The sequence below is a fragment of the Streptomyces sp. NPDC005374 genome (assembly GCF_042872225.1).
In the GTDB taxonomy this organism is placed as follows: domain Bacteria; phylum Actinomycetota; class Actinomycetes; order Streptomycetales; family Streptomycetaceae; genus Streptomyces.
This window is the reverse complement of record NZ_JBIAKA010000010.1, coordinates 121,631-137,091: the sequence shown is the minus strand read 5'-3', so window position 1 is coordinate 137,091 and position 15,461 is coordinate 121,631. Positions and strand designations below refer to the sequence as shown.

14 protein-coding genes are annotated in these 15,461 nt (G+C 71.8%); 13 read left to right on the top strand and 1 reads right to left on the bottom strand.

All coding sequences use genetic code 11. The features are described 5' to 3' along the window. Window positions 1–36 precede the first annotated feature (36 nt). The 13 genes from ACFYRX_RS25750 (at window position 37) to mug (ending at window position 14,959) form a co-directional block, all read left to right on the top strand. Complete coding sequence (locus ACFYRX_RS25750; protein WP_389104024.1) at window positions 37–906, top strand: ABC transporter ATP-binding protein; 870 nt, start codon at window positions 37–39, stop codon at window positions 904–906. 4 nt (window positions 907–910) lie between these two features. After that, window positions 911–3,478 carry an FtsX-like permease family protein gene (locus ACFYRX_RS25745; protein WP_389104021.1) on the top strand — a complete coding sequence of 856 codons (2,568 nt, stop codon included), beginning with the start codon at window positions 911–913 and terminating at the stop codon, window positions 3,476–3,478. A gap of 48 nt (window positions 3,479–3,526) precedes the next feature. Next, window positions 3,527–4,417: an LLM class F420-dependent oxidoreductase gene (locus tag ACFYRX_RS25740; protein ID WP_389104019.1), complete on the top strand. Its 891-nt coding sequence runs from the start codon at window positions 3,527–3,529 to the stop codon at window positions 4,415–4,417. Between the two features lie 387 nt (window positions 4,418–4,804). After that, window positions 4,805–6,067, top strand: coding sequence for an aspartate aminotransferase family protein (locus ACFYRX_RS25735; protein ID WP_389104016.1), 1,263 nt, complete (start codon window positions 4,805–4,807; stop codon window positions 6,065–6,067). Then, the gene (locus tag ACFYRX_RS25730) at window positions 6,060–7,064 is read left to right on the top strand and encodes a phosphotransferase enzyme family protein (RefSeq protein ID WP_389104013.1); all 1,005 of its coding nucleotides are present in this window, start codon (window positions 6,060–6,062) and stop codon (window positions 7,062–7,064) included. Before ACFYRX_RS25735 ends, ACFYRX_RS25730 begins: the two co-directional genes overlap by 8 nt. Further along, window positions 7,054–7,890: a GntR family transcriptional regulator gene (locus ACFYRX_RS25725; RefSeq protein ID WP_389104011.1), complete on the top strand. Its 837-nt coding sequence runs from the start codon at window positions 7,054–7,056 to the stop codon at window positions 7,888–7,890. Before ACFYRX_RS25730 ends, ACFYRX_RS25725 begins: the two co-directional genes overlap by 11 nt. 79 nt (window positions 7,891–7,969) lie before the next feature. Further along, window positions 7,970–8,767, top strand: a complete 798-nt coding sequence (locus ACFYRX_RS25720) for an SDR family NAD(P)-dependent oxidoreductase (RefSeq protein WP_389104008.1) — start codon at window positions 7,970–7,972, stop codon at window positions 8,765–8,767. 187 nt (window positions 8,768–8,954) lie between these two features. Beyond that, entirely contained in the window at window positions 8,955–9,374 is a 420-nt protein-coding gene (locus ACFYRX_RS25715; RefSeq protein ID WP_389104005.1) for a GNAT family N-acetyltransferase, read from the top strand. A gap of 160 nt (window positions 9,375–9,534) precedes the next feature. After that, the gene (locus ACFYRX_RS25710) at window positions 9,535–10,869 is read left to right on the top strand and encodes a hemolysin family protein (RefSeq protein ID WP_389104003.1); all 1,335 of its coding nucleotides are present in this window, start codon (window positions 9,535–9,537) and stop codon (window positions 10,867–10,869) included. Beyond that, window positions 10,866–11,879 (top strand): hemolysin family protein, encoded by a 1,014-nt coding sequence (locus ACFYRX_RS25705; protein WP_389104000.1) that lies wholly within the window; start codon window positions 10,866–10,868, stop codon window positions 11,877–11,879. The genes ACFYRX_RS25710 and ACFYRX_RS25705 overlap by 4 nt, the downstream gene beginning before the upstream one ends. A gap of 67 nt (window positions 11,880–11,946) precedes the next feature. Then, window positions 11,947–12,720: an SGNH/GDSL hydrolase family protein gene (locus tag ACFYRX_RS25700; protein ID WP_389103997.1), complete on the top strand. Its 774-nt coding sequence runs from the start codon at window positions 11,947–11,949 to the stop codon at window positions 12,718–12,720. 237 nt (window positions 12,721–12,957) lie between these two features. After that, complete coding sequence (gene purB / locus ACFYRX_RS25695; protein ID WP_389103995.1) at window positions 12,958–14,400, top strand: adenylosuccinate lyase; 1,443 nt, start codon at window positions 12,958–12,960, stop codon at window positions 14,398–14,400. A gap of 13 nt (window positions 14,401–14,413) precedes the next feature. Then, window positions 14,414–14,959: a G/U mismatch-specific DNA glycosylase gene (mug, locus tag ACFYRX_RS25690; protein ID WP_389103993.1), complete on the top strand. Its 546-nt coding sequence runs from the start codon at window positions 14,414–14,416 to the stop codon at window positions 14,957–14,959. A gap of 5 nt (window positions 14,960–14,964) precedes the next feature. On the opposite strand, the gene ACFYRX_RS25685 is transcribed toward mug, so the two are convergent. After that, window positions 14,965–15,411 carry a hypothetical protein gene (locus ACFYRX_RS25685; protein ID WP_389103990.1) on the bottom strand — a complete coding sequence of 149 codons (447 nt, stop codon included), beginning with the start codon at window positions 15,409–15,411 and terminating at the stop codon, window positions 14,965–14,967. Window positions 15,412–15,461 lie beyond the last annotated feature (50 nt).

Genomic DNA, 15,461 nt, shown 5'->3' with positions numbered 1-15,461 from the left:
GGGGAAGTCACGCCGTCCACGAGCGAGGAGAGAGCCTTGTCCACAGCTGCTGCCGAGCACGCCCCCGGTGCCGTTCCGGCCGACGGGACCGCGGCCCGCGCCCGCGGTCTGACCAAGGCGTACGGCTCGGGCGAGACGGCCGTGCTCGCCCTGGACTCGGTGGACGTGGACATCGCACGCGGGCGGTTCACCGCGATCATGGGCCCCTCGGGCTCCGGGAAGTCCACGATGATGCACTGCCTGGCGGGGCTCGACACCGTGTCGGCCGGCCAGGTGTGGCTCGGCGACACCGAGATCACGGGGCTGAAGGAGCGCGAGCTGACCCGGCTGCGCCGGGACCGGATCGGGTTCATGTTCCAGTCGTTCAACCTGATCCCGACGCTGAACGCGGCGGAGAACATCACGCTGCCCATGGACATCGCGGGCAAGAAGCCCGACGAGAAGTGGCTGGACCAGGTCATCGACACGCTGGGCCTGCGGGACCGGCTCAAGCACCGGCCCTCGCAGCTCTCGGGCGGTCAGCAGCAGCGGGTCGCGTGCGCGCGGGCGCTCGCCTCCCGGCCCGAGCTGATCTTCGCGGATGAGCCGACCGGAAACCTCGACTCGCGGGCGGGTCTTGAGGTCCTCGGTTTTCTGCGTGAGGCCGTCGACCAGCTCGGACAGACCGTCGTCATGGTCACCCACGACCCGGGCGCGGCGACCCACTCCGACCTGGTGCTCTTCCTCGGGGACGGGCGGATCGTGGACAGCATGGAGCGGCCGACGGCGGAGGCGGTGCTGGAGCGCATGAAGCGTTTCGACGTGATCCGCGGCCAGTTCGAGGGCTCACCGGATTCTTCCGGCTCGGGCTCCCCCGGCTCCTCGGACGACAGCGGCTCCGGTGACGTGACCCTCGACAAGGACTGAGCCCGTGCTGAAGGCGACACTGCGGAGCTTTCTCGCGCACAAGGGACGGCTGCTGCTCTCCGCGCTGGCCGTCGTCCTGTCCGTGGCCTTCGTGTCGGGAAGCCTGATCTTCTCCGACACGCTGAGCCGCACCTTCGACCGGCTCTTCGCCTCGACCGCCCCCGACCTCACGGTCAGCCCCAAGGAGGACCTGAAGGAGGCCATCCCGTCCGGGACGACGGCCACCCTGCCGGCCGCGCTCGCCGAGCGCCTGGCCAAGGTCGACGGGGTCGCCGCCGCGCGCTTCGACGCCGAGGACGACGGCATCACCGTCGCCGACTCCCACAACGAGTCGATCGGCTCGACCACCGGCGCCCCCACCATCGGCACCGACTGGAACCCCACCGAGCGCAGCCCCCTCAAGCTCACCTCCGGGCACGCCCCGCACGGGCCGTCCGAGGCGCTGCTCGACTCGGAGACCGCCGACCGCAAGGACCTGGGCATCGGTGACCCGCTCACCGTGATCGCGGGACCGGGCTCGTTCAAGGTGCGGATCGTCGGCATCGCCACCTTCACCACCACCAACCCCGGTGCCACGCTGCTGTTCCTCGACCCGCCGACCGCGCAGACCAAGCTGCTCGGCTCGTCGACGGCCGCCACCAGCATCTCCGTGGACGCCGCCAAGGGCGTCAGCAACGACCAGCTCAAGCAGCGGGTGGCCGCTGCGCTCGGCACGGGCACCTACGAGTACCGGACGGCGGAGGAGCAGGCGAAGTCGGACGTCGACCAACTGGGCGGATTCCTCGACGTCATCAAGTATGTGATGCTCGGCTTCGCGGGCATCGCCGTCCTGGTCGGCGTCTTCCTCATCGTCAACACCTTCTCGATGCTAATCGCCCAGCGCACCCGTGAGCTGGGCCTGCTGCGCGCACTCGGCGCCGACCGGCGCCAGGTCCGCCGCTCGGTGCTCACCGAGGCCCTCCTGCTCGGCCTGGTCGGCTCCACGGTCGGGCTCGGCACGGGCATCGGGCTGGCCGTCGGACTCATCGCGCTGATGAACGCCTTCGGCATGAACATCCGCACCGGCGAGATGGTCATCGGCTGGGGAACACCGGTCGCGGCCTACGTGGTCGGCGTGGGCGTCACCTTCGTGGCGGCCTATCTCCCGGCGAGGCGGGCGGCCGGCGTCTCGCCGATGGCCGCCCTCGCGGACGCCGAGATCGCCGACATCGGACGGCCGCTGAAGGTCCGCGCGATCGTGGGCGGCCTGGTGGGGGCGGCGGGCACGGCCGCGCTCGTCGGGTGCGCGCTCGCGTCGAAGACGGCTACGGCAGCCTCGCTGCTGGGCCTCGGCGTCGTGCTGACCCTCCTGGCGACCGTGATCGCGGGCCCGCTGCTGGTGCGCCCGGTGATCCGGGTACTGGGCGGCGCCTTCCCGGCCCTGTTCGGCCCGGTCGGACGGATGAGCCAGCGCAACGCCCTGCGCAATCCCCGCCGCACCGGCGCCACCGCGGCCGCCCTGATGGTCGGCCTCGCCCTGGTCGGCGGGATGTCCGTGGCGAGCGCGTCCATGTCCAAGTCCTTCGACGAGCAGATCGACAAGACGCTGGGCGCCGACTTCGTCGTGCAGAACGGCAACTTCCTGCCGTTCCCGCAGGAGGTCACGGACGCGGTGCGCGACACCGAGGGCGCCGGGCTCGTCGTACGGTCGCGGTTCGCGCCGATCGCCGTACGGCTGCCGGACGGCAAGCGCGTCGAGACGACCGCCGCGGGCTACGACCCGCAGCTCGACGACGTCGCCCACATCACCTACGCGCAGGGCGACACCGCGGCCGCGCTCGCCTCCGGGCACCTGGCCATGGACCTGGGCTTCGCCCGCGACCACGACGTGAAGGTCGGCAGCCGGATCCCCGTCGAGTTCCAGGGCGGACGCAGGACGGACCTGACGGTGGGTGCCCTCACCGACCAGGGCTCCTCGGGCGGGTTCGGGACCCAGGGCGGCATCTACTTCGGCCTGGGCACGCTGGAGCGGTTCGCCCCCGGCGGCCAGGACTCCGCGCTGTACGTGAACGCCGCCTCCGGGACCGGCGCGGACCGGCTGCGGGCGGGCCTGGAGAAGACGCTCGACCCGTATCCGCAGGTCCAGGTGCGTGACCTCGCCGACTACAAGGACCTCGTCCACGACCAGATCGCGGTCCTGCTCTATCTCGTGTACGCGCTGCTCGGACTCGCGATCGTCATCGCGGTGCTCGGCGTGGTCAACACCCTTGCCCTGTCGGTCGTGGAACGCACCCGGGAGATCGGGCTGCTGCGCGCGATCGGGCTGGCCCGGCGTCAGCTGCGCCGGATGATCCGTCTGGAGTCGGTGGTGATCGCGGTGTTCGGCGCGGTCCTCGGACTCGCGCTGGGGCTGGTGTGGGGCGTGTGCACCCAGCAGGTGCTGGCGTTGCAGGGCTTGAACGCGCTGGCGATCCCCTGGGGCACGATCGTCGCGGTCGTCGTCGGATCGGCGGTGGTGGGCATCGTGGCGGCACTGCTGCCGGCACTGCGTGCATCGCGCATGAATGTATTGGCCGCGATCGCGCACGAGTGAGGCAGGGGCGGGCATACAACTCAAGTCGCCTATCACTGAGGAGAGTTCATGCCTCGCCCCTTCCGCTTTGCCGTCAACCTGACCACCGCCTCCACCGACGAGGACTGGCGCACCAAATGTCGCCGAGCCGAGGAGCTCGGGTACGACGTGATCCTTGTCCCCGACCATCTCGGCAAGGTCGCGCCGTTCCCGGCGCTGGTCGCGGCGGCGGCCGTCACCGAGAGGCCACGCCTGGGCACCTTCGTCCTCAACGCGGGCTTCTGGAACCCGACGCTGCTCGCCCGCGAGGTGGCCACGGTGGACGCCCTCACCGGCGGCCGCCTCGAACTCGGCCTGGGCACGGGCTATGTGCAGTCCGAGCACGACCGGGCGGGGCTGCCCTTCGGTTCGGCGGCCGAGCGGGTAGACCATCTCCGGCGCACCGTCGAGGAGTTGGAGCGGCTGCTGTCCTCGGCGGACCATGTGCCGCAGCCCGTCCAGCGGCCCCGGGTGCCCCTGCTGATCGGCGGCATCGGCAACCGGATGCTGAAGCTGTCCGCCGACCACGCCGACATCGCGGCCTTCACGGGCGCGACCCTGGTGCCGGGCAACACGACCGGCAAGCTGATCCCGACCACGGCCGAACAACTCGACGAGCGTGTCGCGCGCTACCGGCGGCTCGCCGAGGGCCGCAAGGAACCGGCCGAGCTCAACCTGCTCATCCAGACGGTGGTCGTCACCGACGACCGCGAGGCCGAGGCCACACCGTTCCTGCACCGGGTGCCGGACCTGACCCTCCAGCAGGCGCTGGACCTGCCCATCATGCTGATCGGCACGGTCGAGGAGATCGTCACGCAGGTGCTGGCGCAGCGCGATCGGTACGGATTCACGTATCTGACGGTGCTGGAGGCCTCCATGGAGGCGTTCGCGCCGGTGATGGCGGAACTGCGCGGTCGGTGACCGTCGGGCCCCTCCGGGGCCACTAGCAGGGCACTTCCCCGGTCTGGTGCTGAAGGTTCCCGTCGGACCGTTCGCGTGAGGAGTCGCGAGACGTACGACGATCCCGGCGCTCTTCACCGGCGTCCTGCCGACTGCGAACGCGGTGGCCGGTCGAGCCCGGAGCCCCCGGATCCGGGCCGACGGGAAGTGGCGGGACCGAGGCATCGGGCCCTCGCCGAGAGCGACCGGTTCGGGGGCGGGCCTTCGGCCACCGGACCACAACCGGACCACAAGCGTTACGCATCCGATCCAACGACCTCACGGGTACGCAAAACGCCCGTCCGACGGTGGAGCCGTTCACGGAGCCGCCGGTGGGATCTTCCGCCGGGGACACGAGGAGGCCGGGCGTTGGGGATCGAGCAGCTGTCCATGTACGGGTACGCGTCGAAGGCGGAGGTCCTCGCGGACGCGCGGCGGTACTGGAACCCGGACAAGACCGGGTTCTGGCAGGCGGAAGGCGTTCCGCTGGTCATCGGTGAGCGCAGCGGCTACCGGCTGACCGACGTCGACGGGCACGAGGTCATCGACGTGCACCTCAACGGCGGCACCTACAACCTGGGCCACCGCAATCCCGAGCTGGTGCGCACGCTGACCGACGCGGTCCAGCACGTGGACATCGGCAACCACCACTTCCCGACTCCGGGTCGCACCGCGCTGGCACGGCGACTCGTCGAGGCGACACCCGGTGCCGACAAGGCCGTCTTCGGTTCCAGCGGCGGCGAGGCGGTCGACGTGGCGCTCAAGAGCGCGCGGTACGCGACCGGCCGGCGACGGATCGTGTCGGTGGTGAAGGCCTACCACGGGCACACCGGGCTGGCCGTGGCCACGGGGGACACACGGTTCTCGCAGCTGTTCCGTTCGGACAACCCGGCCGAGTTCACGCAGGTGCCGTTCAACGACCTCGACGCGATGACCACCGCGCTCGCCGCACAGGACGTCGCCGCCGTGATCATGGAGACCGTTCCGGCCACCTACGGCTTCCCCGTCCCCGAGCCCGGCTATCTCGCCGGAGTCAAGCGGGCGTGCGAGGAGACCGGCGCCCTGTACATCGCCGACGAGGTGCAGACCGGCCTCGGCCGGACCGGCGAGCTGTGGGGCGTGTACGCGGAAGGCGTCGTCCCCGACATCCTCGTGACCGGCAAGGGGCTCGGCGGTGGCCTGTACCCGGTGAGCGCCGCCCTGCTGGGCCCGGCGGCGAGCGGCTGGCTGGAGCAGGACGGCTTCGCCCACATGGCCACCTTCGGGGGCGCCGAACTCGGCTGCGCGGTTGCCGCCAAGGTCCTGGAGATCACCCAGCGGTCCGAGACCCGCGACAACGTCCGCGAGCGCATCGCGCAGGTCGCCGCCGGACTCGCCGAGCTGCGGGCCGAGCTTCCGCACACCCTCACCGGGATCCGGCAGAAGGGCCTGGTCATCGGGCTGGAGTTCGGCGCCCGCGGGGCGAAGCCCGTCATGGCCGAGCTCTACCGGCAGGGCGTCTGGGCGATCTTCTCCACTCTCGACCCGGCGGTCCTCCAGTTCAAGCCGGGCCTGCTGCTCACCGAGCCGGAGACCGCGGAGATCCTCGCCCGGCTGCGGACCGCCGTACGGAAGGTGGCCGCACATGGCTGACACCTGGGACCAGCAGGTCACCCCGGCGCTGCGGGCGTACGGCCGGGACCGGGTCCTCGCCGACGCCCGGCTGCTGAGCCTGTCCGAGAACGCGACCTATCTGTGCACCTTCGCCGACTCCCCTGCCCCTCTCGTCCTGCGCCTGCACCGGCCCGGCTTCCGCACTCCGGCGCAGATCCGCAGCGAGCTGGCGTGGATCGAGCGGCTGCGCGCCGACGGCGCGGTCGACACGCCCGCCGTCGTGCCGACCCCGTCCGGTGAGCCGGTCGCGTCCTTCCCCGGCGCGGACGGGACGCCCCAGCACGCGGCGCTGTTCGCGTTCGCGCCCGGCGCCGAGCCGGACGCCACGGACTTCGCGGAGGTGATGGAGGTCGTCGGCCGGGAGGCCGCCGCACTGCACGAGCACGCGCGCCGGTGGCGACGGCCGGACACCTTCACCCGGCCCGAATGGGACCTCGACAACCTGATCGGGACGGCCTCGCTGTGGGGGCGGTGGCGGGACAACCCGGACGTGGACCGCACGCCCGGCGGTGCCGCCGTCCTGGCCCGGGCGGAGGCCAAGCTGGCCCGCGAACTCGGCGCGTACGGCAGGGGCGAGGCCGTCTTCGGGCTCATCCACGGCGATCTGAGGGCCGCCAACCTGCTGGTCGCACCCGACGGGGTGCGCCTGATCGACTTCGACGACTGCGGCACCGGCTGGTTCCTCTACGACCTGGCGTGCTCGCTGTCGTTCGTCGAGCACGACCCGCGCGTCGACGACTGGGTCGCGGCCTGGCTGCGGGGCTACGAGACGCGGCGCCCGCTGCGCGACGAGGACATACGGGCCGTCCCCGCCCTGGTGATGCTGCGCCGGCTGATGCTCGTCGCCTGGGTCCACAAGCGCGGCGACACGCCCTTCGCCGCCTCGCTGCGGCCGGAGTTCGCGGACCGGTCCGTGGAACTCGCCGGACGCTACCTGGCCGACGGCTACCTCACCGCCGTACGTCATGAGCACTGACGCGGGCCGCGCCCCGCTCGGTCCGGCCGCCTCCCGGATCGCGGAGGGCGTCCTGGGGATGATCGGGCGCGGGGAGGTCCGCATGGGCGGGCGGCTGCCCCCGGAGCGGCAGCTCGCGGAGATCTTCGGCGCCGGCCGGGAGGCCGTCCGCAGCGCCCTGGCCCGGCTCGAGGCGGACGGCGAGGTACGCCGGACCCGGGGCAAGGCGGGCGGCACCTTCGCCCTGCACCCCAACCCGAACTGGCCCGTCTACGGCTGGAGTCGGCTCGCGCACGGGCACGACCGCGTGGTGGCACGGCAGCCGGCGGTCGACGTGAACGTGCCCGCCCTCCTGGCGCACCAGCGTTTCGAGGTCTCGACGCGGGTCGTGTCCACGGAGCTCAGGCGGGGCGACCCCGAGGTCCGTGCCGCGCTCGGTCTGCCGGACGGCGCCGGGACGGTGGCGATCGAGCGGGTGCGCCTCGCGGACCGGGTGCCGCTGTCGTGGGAGCGGCTGTTCGTGCCGGCGCGGCGCTTCCCCGGCATCCTCGACCTGGATCTCACCGGCTCCCTGTCGCAGCTTTTCCGCGAGGTCTACGGCGTCACGGCCCGCACGGTCTCGGAGCACATCCGTGTGCGCCTGGCCGAGCGCCATCACGCGGACCACCTCGACGTGTCGGTCGGCCAGCCCCTGCTGGCGATCACCCGGACGTCGTACGACCAGCACGGCGCGCCCATGGAGTTCTCCCGCGACCTCTTCCGCGCCGACCGCACCGAACTCCACGTCACTTCGTCGAACCGCCCCGCCATGCCCGGGGCGCGGTACACCCCGGAGGCACCCCCGTGACGCCGGAGACCGCGCTCGCACCGAGAACGCCCGAGAACAGCCAGCACCCGAGCAGGGATACCGGAGAACGAGGAACGCCATGAGTCACCGGACCAGGAAAGTAGCCGTCGTCGGTGGTACGCGCGGTATCGGCGCCGCCATCACCTCGACCTTCGTGCGCGGCGGACACGACGTCGTACTGACCGGACGGGACGTCCCGGACGCCACCGTGGAGAAGTTCCGCGCCGAGGCCGCGCGGGCGGAGCAGACCGTCGAGGGGATCTCCCTCGACTCCGCCGCGCCGGACTCCGCGGGACGGCTGGCCGAGGCGGTGTCGTCGCTGCTCGGCGGCCTCGACGTGCTGTGCCTCAACGCGGGCGTGTTCCCGAACAAGCCGCTCGCCGAACTGACGTACACCGACATCCGTGAGGTGTTCGCGGTGAACGTGGAGAGCCAGATGCTCGCCGTCTCGGCCTGTCTGCCCCTGCTGCGGGAGTCGGCGGCCGGGCGGGTGGTGCTCACCTCGTCCATCACCGGCCCGGTCACCGGGTTCCCGGGCTGGAGCCACTACGCGGCGAGCAAGGCGGCCCAGCTCGGGTTCATGCGTACGGCAGCGCTGGAACTCGCCCCGTTCGGGATCACCGTGAACGCGGTGGCCCCCGGCAACGTCGCGACCGAGGGCCTCGACGGCATGGGGGACGCCTACCTCGCGCAGATGACGGCGACGATCCCGCTCGGCCGCCTCGCCCGGCCCCAGGAGATCGCCGACGCGGTCGAGTTCCTGGCGAGCGAGCGGGCGTCGTTCGTCACCGGGCAGGTCATCATCGTCGACGGCGGACAGACCCTGCCGGAGTCACCGGAGGCGGTGCTGCCGAGCAGGGCGACCGCGTCGGGCTGATCCGGCCGACGGGACGGCCGACGGGACGGCCGCCACCGGGCGGACTCCGCCGACGGCTGTCCGGCACCATCGGCCGGGCCTATGTCCCGGGGCACGCGGCCGCCGTCGCCCGCATCACATCACCGCCCCGGGGCCGCTCGCGGAAACCGCTCGCCAGCCGGCCCGGCACTCTGCTTGGCTCACCCCCATGAGTGATCTCCACATCCGCCACGCCACCCTCGCCGACATCGACACCGTGCTGCGGTTCTGGCGCGACGCCGCCGAAGGAACGAGCATCACCGACGACCACGACGGAGTGGCCCGGCTCATCACACGCGACCCCGAGGCCCTGATCCTGGCGGAACGCGACGGCCTCCTCACGGGCACCGTGATCGCCGGTTTCGACGGCTGGCGATGCTCCGCCTACCGGCTCGCCGTGCACCCCGGCCACCGTCGGCAGGGCATCGCCACCGCCCTGCTGGAAGCGGCCGAACAGCGTTTCACCGCCCTGGGCGGGCGACGCGTCGACGCCATGGTCCTGGAAGCCAACGAACAGGCCCACCACGCGTGGGCCGCCGCCGGCTACCACCGCGAGGACCACTGGCGCCGCTGGATCAAGTCGCTGTAGGGGACGGTCGTCAGGTACGCGGCGAGAGTCGGCGGCACGCACGGCGCGCGACGGGGTATGCGCCCGAGGAAAAAGCGGCGATGTCGGGTGAGCCCGGCCGTCGCCGCTCAGGACAGGCGATCCTCGGAGCCCTGTCCGATCATGGGACGGAGGTGACCCGATGACCGAAGTGCTCCTCCTGCTGGTGGCGATCCTGCTCTCGCTGGCCTGCGGTGCTTTCGTGGCCGCGGAGTTCTCGCTGACCACGGTGGAGCGCGGGCAGCTCGAACGCGCGGTGGAGCGCGGTGAACGGGGCGCGCCCGGTGCCCTGAAGGCCGTACGGAATCTGACGTTCCAGCTGTCCGGGGCGCAGCTCGGGATCACCGTGACCAACCTGGTCGTCGGCATGCTCGCCGAGCCGTCCGTCGCGGCGCTGATCGCGGGGCCGCTGGAGTCGCTCGGGGCATCGCGGTCCACGGCCCGGTCGCTGGCGCTGGTCCTCGGCACCGCGCTGTCGACCGTCTTCCTGATGGTGGTCGGCGAGCTGGTGCCCAAGAACTGGGCGATCTCCTCGCCGCTGGCGGTGGCCAAGCGGGTGGGCACCGCGCAGAGCTGGTTCAGCGCGGCCTTCCGGCCCTTCATCACGCACCTCAACAACACCGCCAACCGGGTGGTACGACGCTTCGGCCTGGAGCCCGCCGAGGAACTGGCCTCCGCGCGCGGACCGCAGGAACTGGCCGCGCTGGCCCGGCACTCCGCGCGCGCGGGCGCACTGGAGGCGGACACCGCCGAACTGTTCGTGCGGACGCTCAATCTGGCCGACCTGACCGCGGAGAACGTGATGACCCCGCGGGTGCAGGTGATGGCTCTGGACGTGCAGGCGACCTGTGAGGACGTGGCGAACGCGACGCGTGCGACCGGGCTGTCCCGGTTCCCGGTCTACCGCGGCAGCCTGGACTCGGTGGTGGGCATCGTGCACATCAAGGACGTCCTGGCGGTGCCGGCCGAACGGCGGCCCCGGGCCTCGGTCGCGGAGCTGCTGCGCGAGCCGCTCCTGGTGCCCGAGTCGCTCACCGTGGACCGGCTCCTGGACCGGTTGTCCGGCAAGCGGACGATGGCGGTCGTCATCGACGAGTACGGCGGCACGGCGGGTGTGGCGACTCTGGAGGACATCGTCGAGGAGGTCGTCGGCGAGGTGCGGGACGAGCACGATCCGCACGAGACGTCCGACCTGGCCCCCGCGGGCACCGACGACGAGGGCAGGGGACTCTTCCGGGCCGACGGCGCGGCGCGGATGGACCAGCTCGCGCGTGTGGGGCTGCGGGCGCCCGAGGGGCCGTACGAGACACTGGCCGGCCTGGTCGCGACTCGGCTCGGCCGCATTCCGGCCGTCGGCGACTCGGTGGACGTCGTCGGCTGGCGGCTCGACGTGGAGGACGCGCAGGGGCGCAGGGCGGCGCGGGTGCTGCTGCACGCGCCTCTGGACGTCGGTTCGGGGCAGGAGGCCGGGTCATGACCGCGCTGCAGCTGCTGATCGGTCTGGCGACCCTCGTCGTCAACGCCTTCTTCGTGGGCGCCGAGTTCGCGCTGATCTCCGTGCGCCGCAGCCAGATCGAGCCGCACGCCGAGCAGGGTGACCGGCGTGCGAAGAGCGTGCTCTGGGGGCTGGAGCACGTCTCCGCGCTGATGGCGGCCGCGCAGCTCGGGATCACGCTGTGCACGCTGGTTCTCGGTGTGGTCGCGGAGCCGGCGATCGCGCATCTGCTGGAGCCGGTGTTCCACGCAGTGGGCGTGCCGAAGAGCGCGGGACACGCGGTGTCCTTCGTGATCGCACTGACGCTGGCGACCTATCTGCACATGCTGTTCGGCGAGATGGTCCCGAAGAACATCGCGCTCGCGGAACCGGTGCGCACCGCGCTGCTGCTGGGACCGCCGCTGGTCGCGCTGGCACGTGGACTGCGCCCGGTGATCTTCGCGGTCAACGCGTTCGCGAACGCCCTGCTGAAGCTGCTGCGTGTGGAGACCAAGGACGAGGTCACCGCCACCTTCTCGGACGCCGAGCTGGCCCGGATCGTGCGGGACTCCGGCGAGGCGGGCCTCATCGACGAGCGGGCGCGGGAACGGCTGCACGACGCGCTGGAACTGGGGCGGCGGCCCGTGCGGGACGTGGTGCTGCCGCTGGAACGCGTCGTCTACGCGCGCGTGGGTGTCACACCGGAACAGCTGGAGACGCTGTCGACGGAGACCGGTTTCTCACGGTTCCCGGTGGTGGACGAGGGACGGCGGATCGTCGGCTATCTGCACGTCAAGGACGCACTGGACGCCTCGCCCCGGGATCTCGCGTTCCCGGTGCGGGACATGCGGCCGATCGCACGGATCCGGGCGGCCACACCGCTGGACGACGTGCTGACGGCGATGCGGCGCAGCCGGACGCATCTGGCGGCGGCACTGGGCGAGGACGGCCGGCTGGAAGGACTGGTGACGATGGAGGACGTCCTGCGGGAACTGTTCGGGCGCCGGACGTGAGGACCGGTTTCCTCGTGCGAGGGTGACCGACCGGCGGGTATGTGTACCGGTTACCATTTCTTCCGCCATGCAGACGAATCCCACACACACCAGCCTGGTCGCCGTCGGCGACTCCTTCACCGAGGGCATGTCGGACCTGCTGCCGGACGGCACCTACCGGGGCTGGGCCGACCTCCTCGCCGGGAGGATGGCCGCGGTGACGCCCGGTTTCCGGTACGCCAACCTCGCGGTGCGCGGCAAGCTGATCCGGCAGATCGTCGACGAGCAGGTGGACGTGGCGGCGGCGATGCAGCCCGACGTGATCACCCTGGTCGGCGGGTTGAACGACACCCTGCGTCCCAAGTGCGACATGGGCCAGGTCCGCGCGCTGCTGACGGAGGCCGTGGAGCGGCTCGCCCCGTCCTGCAAGCAACTGGTGCTGATGCGCAGCCCCGGCCGCCAGGGCCCCGTCCTGGAGCGTTTCCGGCCCCGCATGGAGGAGCTGTTCGAGGTCGTCGACGAGCTGGCCGCACGGCACGGCGCCCTGGTGGTCGATCTGTACGGCGCTCCCTCGCTCTCCGACCCGCGGCTGTGGGACGTGGACCGGCTGCACCTGACGGGCGAGGGGCATCGCCGTGTCGCCGAGGCCGTCTGGCAGGGGCTCGGCTACGACCCCGAGGACACGGAGTGGCGCACACCGGTGCCGGCGACGGTCCCCCCGAGGTGGGCCGCGCGGCGGATCGCGGACGCCCGCTTCGCCCGGCAGTACCTGCTGCCGTGGATCGGACGGCGGCTGACGGGCCGCTCGTCGGGCGACGGCCGACCCCCGAAGCGGCCGGATCTGCAGCCGTACGAGAAGTAGGTCCGGGTCGGCACGCGCGTGGCCGACGGCAGAGCCGGCCGCACCCCGTCCGAGGCACCCGCTGCCGCACCGACCCGCATCGGTCGCGGAACTCCGCGCGAGGGCCCTGGCCTGCTGGTGCGCTCCGGAGTCGGCCGGGCCCACTGTCCTGACGGAGCCCGCGGAGCCGCTCTCGTAGGTTCCGACGAACGGGACCGGGTCGCTGGCCTGCACGAACCGCCAGTAGAATCCCTCCACGTGACTTCCGCTCCCGCCAAGCCCCGCATCCCGAACGTCCTCGCCGGACGCTACGCCTCCGCCGAGCTCGCCACGCTCTGGTCGCCCGAGCAGAAGGTGAGGCTGGAGCGTCAGCTCTGGCTCGCCGTGCTGCGGGCCCAGAAGGACCTCGGGATCGAGGTGCCCGAGGAGGCGCTCGCCGACTACGAGCAGGTCCTGGACACCGTCGACCTGGCGTCCATCGCCGAGCGCGAGAAGATCACGCGGCACGACGTCAAGGCACGGATCGAGGAGTTCAACGACCTCGCCGGCCACGAGCAGGTCCACAAGGGCATGACGTCCCGCGACCTCACCGAGAATGTCGAGCAGCTCCAGATCCGGCTCTCCCTGGAGCTGATCCGCGACCGCAGCGTGGCCGTACTGGCGCGGCTCGGCAAGCTCGCGGGCGAGTACGGCGAGCTGGTCATGGCGGGCCGTTCGCACAACGTGGCCGCGCAGGCCACCACCCTCGGCAAGCGCTTCGCGACGGCCGCCGACGAGCTGCTCGTCGCGTACGGCCGGGTCGAGGAGCTCCTCGCCCGCTATCCGCTGCGCGGCATCAAGGGTCCGGTCGGCACGGCACAGGACATGCTGGACCTGCTGGGCGGGGACGCGGCGAAGCTGGCGGACCTGGAGCACCGGATCGCCGGGCACCTGGGCTTCTCGCAGGCGTTCACCTCGGTCGGCCAGGTCTATCCGCGTTCCCTGGACTACGAGGTCGTCACCGCCCTGGTGCAGGTGGCGGCGGCCCCGTCCTCGCTGGCGAAGACGATCCGTCTGATGGCCGGGCTCGAGCTGGTCACCGAGGGCTTCAAGCCGGGCCAGGTCGGCTCGTCCGCGATGCCGCACAAGATGAACACGCGGTCCTGCGAGCGCGTCAACGGCCTCATGGTCATCCTGCGCGGCTACGCCTCGATGACCGGCGAGCTGGCGGGCGACCAGTGGAACGAGGGCGACGTGTCCTGCTCGGTGGTGCGCCGGGTCGCGCTGCCGGACGCGTTCTTCGCACTCGACGGTCTGCTGGAGACCTTCCTCACCGTGCTCGACGAGTTCGGTGCGTTCCCTGCGGTCGTGGCCCGTGAGCTGGACCGCTACCTGCCCTTCCTCGCCACCACCAAGGTGCTGATGGGCGCGGTGCGCGCGGGCGTGGGCCGCGAGGTCGCCCACGAGGCGATCAAGGAGAACGCCGTCGCCTCCGCACTCGCGATGCGCGAGCAGGGTGCCGAGCGCAACGAGCTCCTGGACAAGCTGGCCGCCGACGAGCGCATCCCGCTGGACCGCGGCCAGTTGGACGAGCTGATGGCCGACAAGCTGTCCTTCACGGGCGCCGCGGCCGACCAGGTCGCCGTCGTCGTCGGCCGGATCGAGGAGATCGTCAAGCAGCACCCGGCTGCCGCGGGCTACGCGCCCGGGGCGATCCTCTGACGCTCCTCACCCGATGACGCGCTTCACCCCCGAGGAGTTGGAGGCCGCCCGCGACCGTCTGGTACCGGACGTGGTCGCGGACGGTCTCCATGTGCTGTTCTGCGGTATCAACCCCGGTCTGATGACGGCGGCGACGGGCCATCACTTCGCCCGGCCCGGCAACCGGTTCTGGCCGGTGCTGCATCTGTCCGGCTTCACCCCGAGGCTCATGAAGCCGTCGGAGCAGCGGGAGTTGCTGTCGTACGGGCTCGGAATCACCAATGTCGTGGCCCGGGCGACCGCACGGGCGGACGAGCTGAGCGCGGAGGAGTACCGCGAGGGCGGGCGGCTGCTGGCGGCGAAGGTGAGCCGGCTCGGGCCGCGGTGGCTGGCCGTGGTCGGGGTCACCGCGTACCGTGCGGCCTTCGACGACCGCAAGGCTCAAGTCGGGCCACAGGAACGGATCATCGGGGACTCGCGCGTGTGGGTGCTGCCCAATCCGAGCGGTCTGAACGCGCACTGGACGGCGGCGACGATGGCGGAGGAGTTCGCCCGGCTGCGGGTGGCGGCGGACTCCTAGCGGGGTCACACCGGGTCGATGTCCGAGGCCACGGCGAGGACATGGATCTCGTCGGTCCCGTCCCGGTGGCCCACGCCGAGGGCGATCCAGCGGGGTGAGCCAGGGGGCTGCCAGAGGTCGAGGTCGTCCGTCACGATGCTCGTGGTGAGCCAGGGCTCGGGTATGTCCTCGCCCCGGTCGAGGCGCAGTTTGAGCGTGCCCATCCCCCACAGCGGCTGCTGCCTGCCCCAGCGGTCGTCCAGCTGCTGGGCTATCCGGCTCCTGAGGGCGTAGAAGTCCTCGACGGCCGCCATGCGCGGCGCCGCGTCGCCGTCCCGCATCCCATGGCTCACCACTAACGACTCGATGCGGTATCCCGGCCCCGACCTGTAGGCGTCCGGCTCGCTGTCCGCCGCGGTCAGATCGCGGGCGCACAGCGAGTCGATCGCGTCGAGGTACTTCGCACTGTCCATGTGATCCAGTAAACCGGGCGGCACTGACATTTGGCGGGGTGTCAGACGAC

Excerpts from the sequence above, each read along its gene's own strand:
- ACFYRX_RS25740 (WP_389104019.1), top strand. The coding sequence starts at position 3,527 with ATGCCTCGCCCCTTCCGCTTTGCCGTCAACCTGACCACCGCCTCCACC.
- ACFYRX_RS25730 (WP_389104013.1), top strand. The coding sequence starts at position 6,060 with ATGGCTGACACCTGGGACCAGCAGGTCACCCCGGCGCTGCGGGCGTAC.
- ACFYRX_RS25725 (WP_389104011.1), top strand. The coding sequence starts at position 7,054 with ATGAGCACTGACGCGGGCCGCGCCCCGCTCGGTCCGGCCGCCTCCCGG.
- ACFYRX_RS25720 (WP_389104008.1), top strand. The coding sequence starts at position 7,970 with ATGAGTCACCGGACCAGGAAAGTAGCCGTCGTCGGTGGTACGCGCGGT.
- ACFYRX_RS25715 (WP_389104005.1), top strand. The coding sequence starts at position 8,955 with ATGAGTGATCTCCACATCCGCCACGCCACCCTCGCCGACATCGACACC.
- ACFYRX_RS25710 (WP_389104003.1), top strand. The coding sequence starts at position 9,535 with ATGACCGAAGTGCTCCTCCTGCTGGTGGCGATCCTGCTCTCGCTGGCC.
- ACFYRX_RS25705 (WP_389104000.1), top strand. The coding sequence starts at position 10,866 with ATGACCGCGCTGCAGCTGCTGATCGGTCTGGCGACCCTCGTCGTCAAC.
- ACFYRX_RS25700 (WP_389103997.1), top strand. The coding sequence starts at position 11,947 with ATGCAGACGAATCCCACACACACCAGCCTGGTCGCCGTCGGCGACTCC.
- mug (WP_389103993.1), top strand. The coding sequence starts at position 14,414 with ATGACGCGCTTCACCCCCGAGGAGTTGGAGGCCGCCCGCGACCGTCTG.
- ACFYRX_RS25685 (WP_389103990.1), bottom strand. The coding sequence starts at position 15,411 with ATGGACAGTGCGAAGTACCTCGACGCGATCGACTCGCTGTGCGCCCGC.